This window comes from Nodosilinea sp. E11 (genome assembly GCF_032813545.1).
Taxonomy (GTDB): domain Bacteria; phylum Cyanobacteriota; class Cyanobacteriia; order Phormidesmidales; family Phormidesmidaceae; genus Nodosilinea.
Window position 1 is genome coordinate 2,597,542 of sequence record NZ_CP136520.1, and the last position, 13,590, is coordinate 2,611,131.

At 57.8% G+C, this 13,590-nt stretch carries 14 protein-coding genes; 9 read left to right on the forward strand and 5 right to left on the reverse strand.

Annotated features, from left to right (window positions below; genetic code table 11):
* The first annotated feature begins 134 nt into the window (after positions 1 to 134).
* The 4 genes from ntrB (at position 135) to RRF56_RS13845 (ending at position 3,157) form a co-directional block, all read left to right on the forward strand.
* Positions 135 to 974 (forward strand): nitrate ABC transporter permease, encoded by an 840-nt coding sequence (gene ntrB / locus RRF56_RS13830; RefSeq protein WP_317038226.1) that lies wholly within the window; start codon positions 135 to 137, stop codon positions 972 to 974.
* Positions 971 to 1,855: an ABC transporter ATP-binding protein gene (locus RRF56_RS13835; RefSeq protein ID WP_317038227.1), complete on the forward strand. Its 885-nt coding sequence runs from the start codon at positions 971 to 973 to the stop codon at positions 1,853 to 1,855. Before ntrB ends, RRF56_RS13835 begins: the two co-directional genes overlap by 4 nt.
* Before the next feature lie 232 nt (positions 1,856 to 2,087).
* Positions 2,088 to 2,531 (forward strand): cyanase, encoded by a 444-nt coding sequence (gene cynS / locus RRF56_RS13840; RefSeq protein WP_317038228.1) that lies wholly within the window; start codon positions 2,088 to 2,090, stop codon positions 2,529 to 2,531.
* 158 nt (positions 2,532 to 2,689) lie between these two features.
* On the forward strand, positions 2,690 to 3,157 hold the full coding sequence (locus RRF56_RS13845; protein WP_317038229.1) for a nuclear transport factor 2 family protein: 468 nt from the start codon (positions 2,690 to 2,692) through the stop codon (positions 3,155 to 3,157).
* 99 nt (positions 3,158 to 3,256) lie between these two features.
* Here the strand turns inward: RRF56_RS13845 and RRF56_RS13850 are convergent, their stop codons facing one another.
* Positions 3,257 to 4,405, reverse strand: a complete 1,149-nt coding sequence (locus tag RRF56_RS13850) for a pentapeptide repeat-containing protein (RefSeq protein ID WP_317038230.1) — start codon at positions 4,403 to 4,405, stop codon at positions 3,257 to 3,259.
* A gap of 239 nt (positions 4,406 to 4,644) precedes the next feature.
* On the opposite strand from RRF56_RS13850, the gene RRF56_RS13855 reads away from it, so the two are divergent.
* Complete coding sequence (locus RRF56_RS13855; RefSeq protein WP_317038231.1) at positions 4,645 to 5,586, forward strand: NAD-dependent epimerase/dehydratase family protein; 942 nt, start codon at positions 4,645 to 4,647, stop codon at positions 5,584 to 5,586.
* A gap of 317 nt (positions 5,587 to 5,903) precedes the next feature.
* Here the strand turns inward: RRF56_RS13855 and RRF56_RS13860 are convergent, their stop codons facing one another.
* Positions 5,904 to 6,191 (reverse strand): DUF4090 family protein, encoded by a 288-nt coding sequence (locus RRF56_RS13860; RefSeq protein ID WP_317038232.1) that lies wholly within the window; start codon positions 6,189 to 6,191, stop codon positions 5,904 to 5,906.
* Between the two features lie 101 nt (positions 6,192 to 6,292).
* A complete protein-coding gene (locus RRF56_RS13865) occupies positions 6,293 to 7,006 on the reverse strand; it encodes a GntR family transcriptional regulator (RefSeq protein WP_317038359.1) in 714 nt (237 codons plus the stop codon).
* Between the two features lie 241 nt (positions 7,007 to 7,247).
* On the opposite strand from RRF56_RS13865, the gene msrA reads away from it, so the two are divergent.
* Both msrA and truB read left to right on the forward strand, forming a co-directional pair.
* Positions 7,248 to 7,907, forward strand: coding sequence for a peptide-methionine (S)-S-oxide reductase MsrA (msrA, locus tag RRF56_RS13870; protein WP_317038233.1), 660 nt, complete (start codon positions 7,248 to 7,250; stop codon positions 7,905 to 7,907).
* Between the two features lie 97 nt (positions 7,908 to 8,004).
* Complete coding sequence (truB, locus tag RRF56_RS13875) at positions 8,005 to 8,892, forward strand: tRNA pseudouridine(55) synthase TruB (protein WP_317038234.1); 888 nt, start codon at positions 8,005 to 8,007, stop codon at positions 8,890 to 8,892.
* A gap of 27 nt (positions 8,893 to 8,919) precedes the next feature.
* Here truB and RRF56_RS13880 read toward each other — a convergent pair whose 3' ends face one another.
* Positions 8,920 to 10,398 (reverse strand): alpha-amylase, encoded by a 1,479-nt coding sequence (locus RRF56_RS13880; protein WP_317038235.1) that lies wholly within the window; start codon positions 10,396 to 10,398, stop codon positions 8,920 to 8,922.
* A 364-nt stretch (positions 10,399 to 10,762) separates the two neighbouring features.
* Here RRF56_RS13880 and RRF56_RS13885 point away from each other — a divergent pair, with 364 nt between their 5' ends.
* Positions 10,763 to 11,254 (forward strand): GNAT family N-acetyltransferase, encoded by a 492-nt coding sequence (locus RRF56_RS13885; protein WP_317038236.1) that lies wholly within the window; start codon positions 10,763 to 10,765, stop codon positions 11,252 to 11,254.
* A gap of 37 nt (positions 11,255 to 11,291) precedes the next feature.
* Here RRF56_RS13885 and RRF56_RS13890 read toward each other — a convergent pair whose 3' ends face one another.
* The gene (locus RRF56_RS13890; protein ID WP_317038237.1) at positions 11,292 to 11,858 is read right to left on the reverse strand and encodes a Uma2 family endonuclease; all 567 of its coding nucleotides are present in this window, start codon (positions 11,856 to 11,858) and stop codon (positions 11,292 to 11,294) included.
* A 265-nt stretch (positions 11,859 to 12,123) separates the two neighbouring features.
* Between RRF56_RS13890 and RRF56_RS13895 the strand changes: the two genes are divergently transcribed.
* Positions 12,124 to 13,482 (forward strand): N-acetylmuramoyl-L-alanine amidase, encoded by a 1,359-nt coding sequence (locus RRF56_RS13895; RefSeq protein WP_317038238.1) that lies wholly within the window; start codon positions 12,124 to 12,126, stop codon positions 13,480 to 13,482.
* The last annotated feature ends 108 nt before the right edge of the window (positions 13,483 to 13,590 follow it).

The following is a 13,590-nucleotide window of genomic DNA, read 5'->3' on the forward strand; positions in this document are numbered from 1 at the left end:
GGGCGCAGGGCCTGCGCCCTCGTGGGGAAACAACATTCTTCGGTATTTCTGTTGTCAGGATTAGCCTTGGGCGCAGACCTACCCCAGGCTAAAACGGTTCACTATCGGCCCAGTTTTAAGGAGGTATCTAAATCATGGCGGCAAGTCATAGCACGCCCAGATTGGTTCCAGTAGAGCGATCAGAGCCCATCTGGCAAAACGAAAATGTGCGCGCCTTTGCGCTCTTTATGCTCACTCTCGGTCTGTTTCTACTGTTCTGGGAGGTCGGGGCTAAGTCAGGTTGGTTTACGCGGGGGGTGCCCACCGCCAGCGAGACCATGACAGAATTTTGGTGGTGGGTAACCAACCCCTTCTACCGCAACGGCCCCAACGACCTGGGCATTGGCTGGAATTTGCTGGTCAGCCTGCGGCGGGTGGCCATTGGCTACATTTTGGCGTCGGTGGTGGCGGTGCCTCTGGGCATTTTGATCGGCATTTCGCCCGTGGCTTTCAAGGCGTTTAACCCCTTTGTGCAGCTGCTCAAGCCGATTTCGCCCCTGGCCTGGCTGCCGTTGGGTCTCTATTTGCTGCGCGATTCTGAAAAAACGGGCATTTTTATTATTTTCATCTCCAGCATTTGGCCGACGCTAATCAACACCACCTTTGGGGTGGCCAACGTCGATCAAGACTATCTGGATGTGACCAAAACCCTGGGAGCTTCGCGTCTGCGCACCATCGTCAAGGTGATCATTCCGGCGGCGCTGCCGAACATTGTCTCAGGGCTACGGATCAGCATGGGCATTGCCTGGCTGGTGATTGTGGCGGCAGAAATGCTGCTGGGTACAGGCCTGGGCTACTTCATTTGGAATGAGTGGAACAACCTGTCGATTCCGAATATTTTAGTGGCCATTTTCATTATTGGTTTGGTGGGGCTGCTGCTGGATAGCCTGTTTGCCGCCCTGGAGAAATTTGTCGCATTTGGTCGAAATTCATGAGTATTTCCCCTGTGAACGCGATCGCCTCCCCTGGCACCCAGTCCTCAACGGCCCAGGTCTCGATCCGCAACGTAGCGAAGGTTTTCCCCGGCAAAAAAGATCTGTTTAGCAAGGTCACCGGCAAAGCCCGCCGCGATTTCATCGCTATTCAAGACATCAATCTTGAGATCGAGCCCAACACCTTTGTGTCGATTATTGGCCCCTCGGGCTGCGGCAAATCGACCCTGTTGAATATGATTGCGGGCCTCAGCTCGATCTCCGACGGTGAGATCTTGCTGAATGGCCACCCGATCACCGGGCCAGGGCCAGACCGGGGCATGGTGTTTCAAAACTATGCCCTAATGCCCTGGATGACGGTGGAGGAAAACCTGCGGTTTGCGGTGGAAACCGTAGATCCAAAAATCTCGGTGAAGAAGCGCGATCGCATCATCAAAGAGCACATTCAGCTGGTGGGATTAACTGGGGCCGAGCGCAAGCACCCCCACGAGCTCTCCGGCGGCATGCGCCAGCGGGTCGGCATCGCCCGCGCCCTGGCCATCGACCCCCAGATCTTGCTGATGGATGAGCCCTTCGGTGCCCTCGACGCCCTCACCCGAGGCTTCTTGCAAGAAGAAGTCGAGCGCATCTGGGAACAGCAGCGCAAGACCGTGGTGATGATTACCCACAGCATCGAAGAAGCGCTGCTGCTGAGCGATCGCATCGTGATGATGACCCGTGGCCCCGCCGCCCGCATCGACGAAATTCTGGAGGTGCCTTTTCCTCGACCGCGCAATCGCGAGACCATCGAGCAACACCCCGCTTACCACGACCTCAAGGCCGAAATGGAAAGCCATCTGTTTCGTGAGACACGGGCCGTGGAGGCGGCACGGGTGGGGGGATGAGTGGTTGGGTAGGGAGTGGATGGGTAAACCCCAGACAACCCGTAGGGTGGGCAATGCCCCCCACTCCACCCTGCTTAACAACAGGGTAACCCCGCCTCCGATGGTCTTGGGCACCAGCCCGATTCATCGCAGCGCGAAGGGAGACTCGTCAACCGCTGAGGAGGTAGGTGGGCAGTGCCCCACCCTACCCAAATCACAACTTTGTCTTAGACGTACTCAAGAGGATCTAACCATGACTGTTTCACCTATCACCGAAAAACTCTTGGCCGCTAAAAAAGCCGCTGGCCTCAGCTTTGCCGATCTCGAAGCCAAAACCGGTTACGACGAAGTGTGGATCGCCTCGGTGTTCTACCGCCAAGCGAGCGCCTCGCCAGAGGAAGCCGCCAAGCTGATTGAAATTCTCGGGGCCGACACTGCGCTAATTGAGGCCATGACCGACTTCCCCGTCAAAGGTGGCCTCGACCCCGTCGTGCCCACCGACCCCTTGATCTACCGCTTCTACGAAATCATGCAGGTCTATGGCATGCCGATGAAGGCTGTGATCCACGAAAAGTTTGGCGACGGCATTATGAGCGCCATCGACTTTACCCTGGATGTGGAGAAAGAAGAGGATCCCAAAGGCGATCGCGTCAAAGTGATTATGAACGGCAAATTCTTGCCCTACAAGAAGTGGTAGACCCAGTTTTCACGTCCTGACTCACAATCTCTAGGCTGTTGGCCAACGCTGACAGCCTTTTCTATGCCATCCCCTATATACAGGGCTTGGGCAGACACATAGGTCAGCCCCTACCCATCCACCCACCTACCCATCCACCCACCTACCCATCCACCCCTATGCCCACCCCCATCGTTCCGCCCTTCACCCTAGAGACTGCGATCGCCAAAGCCCGCATGGCCGAAGACGCCTGGAACAGCCGCGACCCCGATCGCGTGGCCCTGGCCTACACCGAAGACAGCCACTGGCGCAACCGGGCCGAAATACTTCAGGGCCGCGACGCCATCCGCGCCTTTCTCCGCCGCAAGTGGGATAAAGAACTCGATTACCGCTTGATCAAAGAAGTCTGGGCCTTTGGCGACAACCGCATCGCTGTGCGCTTTCAGTACGAGTGGCACGACGACGCCGGCCAGTGGTACCGCGCCTACGGCAACGAAAACTGGGAGTTTGACGAGCATGGCTTGATGCGCCGCCGCGAAGCCAGCATTAATGACCGACCGATTGCCGAGGGCGATCGCCGCTTCTTCTGGCCCGCCCCCGGCCCCCGCCCCCAAGATCACCCTGGTTTGATCGACTCACCAGAGTAGTGATACCCATCGTCCATGGCAGCAAGGCGACACCTCGAAGGATGAAAATCGTAGGGTGCATCCGCGCAGCGATGCACCATCTCATACCAAGCTCGGCGTCTAATCGTGGATTGAGCCATCGGGCATGATCGCCCCGGTGAGAATGGTGCCGGTCAGTTTGACCATGGTGCGGCCCCCCACCGCCACCTTTGCGCCGCTGAGGTCGGCCCCGCTGAGGTCGGCCCCGCTAAAGTCGGCCCCAATCAGATCGGCCTCGCGCAGGTTGGCGTGGCTAAGGTCAGCCTGGAGTAGGTTGGCGCGAAATAGCTTGGCCTTGCTGAGATTAGCCCGGTTGAGGTTGACCTTGTGCAGAAAGGCATCGCTGAGGTCAGCCCCGCTGAGGTTGGCTTCGCTGAGGTTGCGACCGGCAAAATCTTTTTCGCGCAGGTTGGCTCCGCTCATGTCAGTGCCGCTGAGGTCAGGGCTTTGGCGCGATCGGTGGGTGCTGGCCGCCCCATTGCGAGTGTGGGCGTTGTAGCTGTTGTAGGCGTCATTGGCGGGCTTGGGGTTGGCCTGGCTGCTGGCGCTGCTAGGGGGCTTGCCGCTGGCCTGGCTACTGGCGCTGCTGCTAGGGGGTTTGCCGCTGGTAGAACTAGCCTGCCCCTGGGTACCCGAGCTGCCGCTGGCCGCCTTGTCGCCACCCACGCCCGCCGCTGCATCGCGCCGCTGGCGGTAGGATTGTGCCTGGCCAGGGCTGGCACCGGAAGATGTGCTGCTGCTAGAGGTCGCATCGCTAGTGGGGCCGTCGCTCTGGCTGGCACTGTAGTAGCTGCCGCCGTAGGTGCTGCGCTGGTAGCGATAGTAGCGATTGTGGGAGGCCGATCGCGGCTCGTCGTCGCTGTCGGGGTCTTGAGAACGGGCGCTGCCGTAGCCCTGGCTGTTGTAGCCGTAGCCGTTGGCCGAGCGGTAGTCACTGCTGCCGTAGCCGTTGGCCGTAGAAGCCCGGTAGCTGCTAGCCGTGCCGTAGCGACTGCTGGCAGAGCTGGGGGCACTGCTGCGACCATTGCGACTGTGCGATCGCAGTACATCGCGGGCGTGGTTCAGCGCCTTGATTTTGTCCTGGGCTTTTTGATACAGCCGCTCATTGTCTTGGGGAATGCGATCGGGATGCCAGACAAACACCAGATCCTTATAGGCCTGGTTCACATCCTCAAGGGAGGCACCAGGCTCTAGCTCTAGAATTCGGTAGGCGTTGTCCAGCTCACGCATGTAGAGACTATCTCGCGTAGGGTGCTGAGGCCGGTGCTCAACTCATAACATTTTAGGCGGCTTCCCCCCAGAGCGTAAGACCTGGGCCGTTATCTACCGGTTTGCTTAACGCGTTTGCACCCAAATCCCTTGATTCTTCAAGAGAATTTGAGGGATCGGCGCAGCTTAATATACATACATTAAGCCCAGTAGGTCTTGCCGCACGGCTTGAGGCCGCTGATTAGCAGAAAGGAGAGGTTATGCGCGTATTAGTCATGGGTGGCACCCGGTTTATTGGGGTGTATTTAACGAAACTGCTGATTGAGCAGGGCCACGAGGTGGTGCTGTTTAACCGAGGCAACCATCCTGCCCCGGTAGCGGGGGTGCCAACCATTGTGGGCGATCGCACCGATCCCAGCAGCCTCAAAACCCAGCTATCGGGCGAACGCTTCGACGCCATCTTTGACAACAACGGTCGCGAACTGAGCGATACCCAGCCCTTGCTTGAGATCTTTGGCGACACCCTCCAGCACTTTGTCTATGTCAGCTCCGCCGGGGTGTATCTCAAATCTGACCAGATGCCCCACATTGAAGGCGATGCGGTGGATCCTAAAAGCCGCCACAAGGGCAAGTTTGAAACCGAAGCTTACCTGCAAGCCCAGGGAGTGCCGTTTACCTCCGTGCGGCCGGTCTATATCTACGGCCCGCAGAACTACAACCCCCTAGAACAGTGGTTCTTTGATCGCATTGTGCGCGATCGCCCCGTGCCCATTCCCGGCAACGGCATGCACCTCACCCAGCTAGGCCATGTGCAAGACCTGGCGACAGCGATGGCGGCGGTACTGGGCAACGAAACGGCGATCGGCCAAATCTACAACATCTCCGGCGAAAAGGCCGTCACCTTTGACGGCCTGGCCCGCGCCTGCGCCACCGCCGCCGGCAAAGATCCTAACCACCTCCAGATCGTCCACTACGACCCCAAAGCCTTTGACTTTGGCAAAGCTAAAGCGTTTCCCATGCGGGTGCAGCATTTCTTTACTGCGATCGACAAAGCCCAGGCCGAACTGGGCTGGGCACCTACCTACGATCTGGTGGCCGGGCTCAAAGACTCGTTCCACAACGATTATTTGGCCGCTGGGGCCGACCAAGCCGAGGTCAACTTTGCCCTCGACGACCAAATCTTGACGGCCTCACAGCCTTAGCCTGGGTTGTTCACGCCCCGGCTGTCATAGCCGTTTTCACGAAAATCCTCATCGGACAACGTCCACCCAAATAGATTCGTGGGGCATTGCAGTGCAATGCCCCACCAGAGAATTCAGCCTGTCAATCTGTCCTCACCAAATCAACGGCTGCAATACAGCCAACCCAATCCGAACCGCATAACCCCGAGTCCCAACAGGCGGACTGTGTAGGGGCAAACGGTGTTTGCCCAGCCCAACCGGGGGTAGCCCAGACGGATTCAGGATTAAAACACCCTTTTAGGTTTGCGAGGCAGCGCGACACAAACCGCCCTGGAAGATTATTTGCCGCCGTAAAAGTAGGCAATTTCTTTGTCTTTGAGGGGGGCGAAATCGGCTGCGGCCAACATTTGATTGAGGTCCTCTAGGGGGAAGTGCTTGGCCCCAATCCGCACAATGCGCGATCGCATCGAGTTCGACACACCGCTGCGCTGGCGTCCGGCTTCCTTAGCCATCACCTGGTGGTAGAGATCGAGCTTGGCGGGGGGAATGGGGGTGCCGTCGAGGTCAATGCCCGCTGCGATCGCGGCATCTACGGCATCGGCCCCGGTGGTAGGAGTTTGAGACATTGTGAATCCGTCCTGGTTACAGTTCTGGCCTCAAAAATCCTACCAGACGGCGATCCCCGCCGGGGCTGAGGGGGCGATCGCCAGGCCCTCAGCAGCGCGGGCTAGGCGTTGCCGACTGTTGCCGGGTGAGCCTGGGTACCCTCAATTTCTTGAATCACGCGAATTTTGCTAGCGCTCAGGTGGCGAGTAATGGCCGCCACCGCCAGGTCAGCGTCGCGGCTGAGAATGGCTTCGTAAATTTGCCGGTGTTCTAGGCGAATATCGAGCACATTAGGGTTTTGCTGGAGGGTTTGAATGCGCAGCAGGGCCATGGCATCAAACAGGGTGTCGAGCAGCGACACCAGCCGCCGATTGCCCGAACTTTCGGCAATCAGGTGATGGAACTGGTAATCCACATCCAGCAAATGCTCGTGGGAGAGGCTGCCGTGGCTGTTGGCCGTCGCCCCCTCGGCCTTGGTCACGCAATCTTCAATCCCTTGCAGTTGTTCGGGGGTGGCAAAGTCACAGGCCCCCGCTACCGCCAGCGCCTCTAGAGCCAAGCGACAGTCGTAAAGCTCCTCGGCATCGGCAGCGGTAATGGTGGTCACCCGCAGGCCACCACTGACATCGGCGGTCACCAGGCCGTCTTGCTGAAGCTGGCGCAGGGCCTCGCGCAGGGGGGTGCGGCTGACCTGCAACCATTCGGCTAGCTGGGTTTCAACCAGGCGATCGCCGGGGGGAAGCGCACCGGTCAAAATGGCCGATCGCAGCGCCTGGTAAACCTGCTCATACAGAGACTTACCGCGATTAATAGAAGGAGGAGACGACAAAATCACAGGGGATTGCACCTCTGGCGCAGAGTGAACACAGACCCACCGAAAGCCCGTCGCAAAACTGACCAAGCCGACGGCAATCTTACCTAATCATACAAAGCGGGTTGAGAAAGGTGGTTCAAAAAGTGCTCAAAGTGCAGAAATGCTTGAAGTTGCGGGTTTAGATTTTTTAGAGCTATAGCAGGCTAACCCTAGGATGGGGTGCCGTAAGCTAGAGATAGTTTAAGTAACGTAACGGATCGCTATGCTAACTCTGCGTCGGTTGTTTTTTGGCTTGCTGCTGGTTGCGGCCCTGGGGTTGATGTGGGATGCCCTACCTTTTTACGCCACCGCCGACTCTATGCCTGAGCCTGCGGCGACTACGACCGATGCCAACCTGGCGACCGCCACCTTCGCTGGAGGCTGTTTTTGGTGCATGGAAGGCCCCTTTGACCATCTAGACGGCGTGGTTTCGACCACCTCGGGCTATACCGGCGGCACCAAGGTCAACCCCACCTACAACGAAGTCTCTAGTGGGGGCACCGGCCACGTGGAAGCAGTAGAGGTGGTCTACGACCCCAATCAGGTGAGCTATGAGACCCTGCTAGAGGTCTTTTGGCAGAATGTGGATCCGGTGGATAGCCGAGGCCAGTTCTGCGACAAGGGCAGCCAGTACCAGGCTAAAATCTTCGCCCACGACGACCAGCAGCAGACGCTGGCAGAACAGTCTAAGGCCGCGCTGAGCCGTCAGGCGCAGTTTCAAAAAACCCCGATCGTCACCGCGATCGAGCCCGCCCAGACCTTCTACCCCGCCGAAGACTACCACCAAGACTATTACCTCAAGCACCCGCTGCGGTACAAGTATTACCGGACGGCCTGTGGGCGCGATCGCCGTCTAGCCGAAGTGTGGGGCGTTGACGAGTAGATGGGTAGGTGGGTAGACGACAAGACCCTGAAACCTAAAACCTAAAACCTGAAACCCAAAATCACAACTCTAAAACTCAAACCACACACCAACTACTGTGCAGGGATTTCTCAACTTCTACAAACCCCAGGGCATGAGTTCCCACGACTGCGTGGGGGCGGTGCGGCGGCTGTTGGGCATTCGCAAGGTGGGCCACGGCGGCACGTTAGATCCTTTAGCCGCAGGTGTCCTGCCGATCGCCGTGGGGCGGGCAACAAGGCTGCTGCCCTACCTGCCCGAGGGAAAGGCCTATCGGGCCATTGTTCGCTTTGGCCTCACCACCACCACCGACGATTTGGAAGGTGAAATTTTGACCCAGCAGGCCGCCAATCACCTGACCGTGACAGACATTGCGGCCTGCCTCCCCGAGTTTAAAGGAACAATCGCCCAGGTGCCCCCGGCCTTTAGCGCTATTCAGGTTCAGGGGCAGCGACTCTACGATCTGGCCCGCAAGGGCCGAGCTGTTACCCCACCCACCCGAACTGTAGTTATTCGCACCCTCACGGTGCAGAACTGGCAGCCGGGAGAGCAGCCGGAGCTAACGCTGGATATAGACTGTGGCCCCGGCACCTATATTCGCTCGATCGCGCGGGATTTGGGCGATCGCCTCGGCACCGGAGCCACCCTGGCCCACCTCACCCGCACCCGCAGCGGTGGCTTTAGCCTAGAGCACAGCCTAACGCCAGAAGCAGTGACGGAGTTAGTCGAAAAACAGGCACTAGAACTGGTGGATCCGGCGATCGCGCTGGAGTATTTGCCGGCGATCGCCCTCTCTGCCGACTTGGCCCGTCGCTGGCAGCAGGGGCAGAAGTTTCCGCCCCCCATGGTGATATGGCCCGACAATCCCTACCGCGTTCTAAACGAGGCGAGTGGAGATTTTTTGGGCATCGCCCAGCTCGAAGAACGGGAAGAAGGCCCAATTCTCAAAGCCAAGATGGTGCTTTAGGATGCAACTTGCACCCTAAAGCACCATCTACACCTTCGGTACCCACACCGACACCGAACCCGCCTGGCAGCTAAACTCGGCCCAGCCTTCGTCATTGGTGGTGACTGGCTCCTGAATGTGCTCGGTGATGTCGTAGTAGGTGCAGTTGGGCTGGCCTACCTCCATCCACTTGTGGCCGTCGTCACCGTTGGTGAGCACCACGGCCATGCCGCCAGGGTTGGCTTCGGTACCGAGACGAGTCCAGCCGATGGTGCTGGGGTGGTCAAAGTAGTCGTACTGGTCACCAAAGGCGTAGGTGCTGCGGGCGTACAAAAACTTGTCAATCAGCCACTTATGGCTATCGAGCCAGATTTCGTATTCGCCGCCGTCGTTGCCGGTGTCTTTGTAGTGGGCACCGTAGTAGTCAGCATAGAAAATGCAGGGGTAGCCATCCTGCCGCAGCAAAATCAGTGCGTAGGCCAGGGGCTTAAACCACGGCTCGACCACAGATTCGAGCGATTGTAGCGGTTGCGAGTCGTGGTTATCGACCAGGGTAACGGCCAGGGCAGGCTGCTGCTGCACCAGGGTGTTGTCGAAGATGGTGGTGAGGTCGTAGTCACCCCCGGCCTTGCTGGCTTCACTAAAGTTGTAGTGAAGAGGCGCATCGAACAGGTGCACATCGCCGTCGGTCACGTCAATAAAGTGGTGCAGCGCCTCAATTTCGTAAGACCAATACTCGCCCACGGCAAACAGCCTGCGCCCGGCATGACGCCGACAATGCTGCAACCACTGCGGAAAAAAGCCCGCCCGCACGTGCTTTACAGCGTCAAAGCGAAAGCCATCGACGTTGACGGTATCGACATACCAGGCCCCCCACTTTTTGAGAGCGTCACGCACCTCATCCGATTCTATGTCGAGGTCGCAGCCCATCAAGTAGTCAAAAGCCCCTTTTTCGAGGTCTACATTTTCGTCAAACTGTTTGCCTTCAAATAGGTAAACCGCATCGTAGTCGGGGTCGTTTGCATCGTAATCGACGGCATCAAAATGCCACCAGTGCCACTCCATATCAGAATATTTGCCCTGGCGACCCGGAAACTTAAAGTGAGTCCAAACCTTGACCGTCCGGTTTTCGCCAATTTGCTCATGGCGGTTGTCGTGGCTCATCGGGGTAGCTTGGACTTCTTCAAGGGCATCGCCGCCCATCATGTGGTTAAACACCACGTCGGCATAGACACGAACACCGGCTGCTTTAGCCGCTTCTACCGCCTGAATGTACTCTTCTTTGGTGCCGTACTTGGTGCGAACACTGTCTTTTTGATCAAACTCGCCCAGATCGTACAGGTCATAAACGCTGTAGCCTACATCGAGGCCACCGGCAGTGCCCTTGTAGGCAGGCGGTAACCAAACGGCGGTAATGCCAACCTCTGCCAGGTCTTTTACGTTTTTAGAAAACTCGTTCCACAGGTTGCCGTCGGACTCAATATACCAATGAAAATACTGCATCATCACGCCGTTAGGCTCTGACATAACCCGTAGAATCCTTTTTGAAAAATAAGGTTAGCTTCGGAATTATGGCAGAAATCTTCGCTTTTCTCGGTCTACCTTTCGGCATATCTCAACAGGCTTTATTCTGTCTAAAAATCTTCCATTTAGCGCCATAACTGAAAAAATTAGGTTCTTACACCTGTTTTCTTCGGCAGAACCAGATATCGGTTTTGAGCCAGTTTACTTAACATCTGACGTCGGGTCTTTTCTGCACCGCTGAAAAATCAAGCTTTCTCGGTATTAGCGGGTTCTCCCTGTTGTCGGAGAGGTGCGATCGCCTTGAGCTGGTCAATGGAAATGGCAGGGTACAGGTATACTACACTCAGCCAACCCACCTACCAACACCATGCCCACCCACCCCGCCCTCGAAATCCACCCCGCCACCCCCGCCGATGTACCCGCCCTAGTGGCGCTGATCAAGGCCCTGGCTGACTACGAAAAGCTGGCCCACGAGGTCACCGGAAAACCAGAGGATCTGGAACGGGCGCTGTTTGGCGATCGCCCCTACGCCGAAGCCGTGCTCGCCTGGGTCGATGGCACCCCCGTCGGCCTAGCCCTGTTTTTCCACAATTTCTCGACCTTTTTGATGAAGCCGGGGATCTACCTGGAAGACATTTTTGTGCAGCCCGACTACCGGGGGCAGGGCATCGGCAAGGCCCTGCTGGTGCATGTGGGTCAGCTAGCGTTAGAGCGCGGCTGCGGTCGCTTTGAGTGGAGCGTGCTGGATTGGAATGCCCCTGCGATCGCGTTTTACCAGCGCATGGGAGCCGAGATTAAGCCCGAGTGGCAGACCTGCCGAGTGACGGGGGAGGCGCTAGCGGCGTTTGGGAAGATGTAACGGTAGGATGATGACGATTGATAGCTTCTAAGAGCCTCTACCCCACTCGTAGCCAGCCAAACACCTGCCCCACTGTGAGCGCTAGCGCAGGAACCAGGCCCGTCATTGTCAACTCATTGCCTACCTCTTCCAGAGAGGTGGGTAGCTGGTCAGGCAGATAAACCTGCACTAAATTTTCATTGGGATCGATCAACCAGCCCCCCAGCCCGCCGTGGTTGAGACAGTGCAAAATATTGCTCACTACTCGCGTTGACGACTGCTCCGGGCTCAGAATTTCAATTGTCCAGTCAGGGGCAGCGCTAAACGTATTGGCAATAGTGCCATCTTCATTTGTCGGCAACCGCTGCCAGCGGAACACAGACACATCGGGAATGATGGATCTACCGCCAAACGTACAGCGCAGTTCGGGAAGGGCTAGAGCGACGCGATCGCCTTCAGTGACGGCGTTAATAGTATTGATCAGCTTTTGTTGAATGCGGCTGTGCTGCCCCTGGGGCATCGGTTTTTGAATGATTTGGCCATCAATGTATTCACGCGCTGGCTTGGTCTCTGGTTGTTGCAGAAACTCGGCTAAGGTCAACGTTTTGGCAGGGGTTTGTACCATTGGCCGGAGATATCGTGTTGTGGCTATTGTAGACCGCTGGCAATGACCGGGGACCCGATAACAATGAGTGGGAGTGCATAACGGTCGGTTAATCAGGTTTGCGGCACGCCTGGGATTTACTTTAACCGGCAGGCGATCGCCGTTATCCTGAACCAGCCTGCCGCCCTAACTCAGCCACACAGTCTTTCTTAGCCTCCCTACCCTCCACCGCCCCCATTCCCCGCTATCATTCTGGCGAGGAATCTAACGATAGAGCTGGGTTAGCATGGCGCAAATTTTCATCTCGGCAGGCCACGGCGGCTTTGAAAATGGGGTGGTAGACCCTGGTGCGACGTTGCCCAGCACCACCGAGGCGGCGGAAATGATTCAGATTCGCGACTTAGTGGTAGCAGAGCTCAGGTCGCGCAATCTCTCGGTGCTGTCTGTGCCCGACGACCTCAGTGCCGCCCAAACCCTGGCCTGGATCAACGCCCGCTGCCGTCCCGAAGACGTGGCGTTAGAGATTCATGCTGGGGCCTTTAGCGATCCATCAGTGCGCGGGTCGACAGTGTTTTATATCGCTAAAAACGACGTGCGCCGTACCCACGCCGAGCTGGTGGTGCTGGCTCTGCTGCGCCGAGTGACTCAGCTGCCCAGCCGGGGTGTCAAGCCCGACACCGAGTCGCCCACGGGCATGTTGGCCTTTTGCCGCAACCTGGGCTGCCCCTCCCTGCTGATGGAGGTGGGCTTTTTGAGCAACCCCCAAGACCTAGCCATCATCCAGCGGCAGCGGCGCGACGTGGCCCTAGGCATTGCCGACGGCCTAGCCTCCTGGAGCCGGGCGGTGGGCAGCGGCACGCCCACGGTGCCGGGGGGTACCCTGCCCGAGATTCGCATTAACCTTAACGGTGGCATTTATCCTGAAACCGGCATCATCGTCAATAGCAATGCCTTTGTGCCCATCGACCTGGCAGATTTGCTGGGGGTTGATGCTGCCACCGCCCCCAACATCAACCGAGTGCGCTACGCCAACGTGGTCTATATCAAGGCTGTTGACCTGCAAAACTACAACGTGTCAGTGGGGTGGGATGCGGCCAGCCGCACGCTAAGGCTGCGATCGCGCACGGGCATGCAGTTTTGCCCCGGTGCTATGGATCGGATCATGGGCATTGGCAGCACCTCAGAGGTGCAGATCACCTTATTTCTAAAGAACGTCAATGAAGCAGCGGTCAACACCTACCGCGACCTGCCCAAGCTCTATCGCGAAGAAGCGGCGATCGAGGGGGTCAACCACGACATTGCCTTTTGCCAAATGCTGGTTGAGACCAACTCCCTCAACTTTGGCGGCAGCCTCAACCCCGCCCAAAACAACTTTGGCGGCATTGGTTCGCCCACCGGCGGCATGGAAGGAGCCTCGTTCCCCAGTGCGCGGGTGGGGGTGCGGGCGCAGATTCAGCACCTCAAGGCCTACGGCAGCGTTGACCCCCTAGTGCAGCGCCAGGTTGACCCCCGGTTTGGCTTTGTAGTGCGCGGCGTCGCCCCCCTGGTTGAGCAACTCAGCGGTCGCTGGAGCGCCGACCAAGAGTATGGCCGCAAAATTGCAGCGTTTATGCGACGGCTCTACGAGTCAGCGGGGCTGCTCTAGGGCCACTTTTAGCGCTGGCCCTGGGGCGGCAACTTTGAATTTTTGCGGCAGTCATAGGTAGTAGTCATAGGTAGGTATCGGATCCGGTTGTGCCGGGCTAGGCCATTG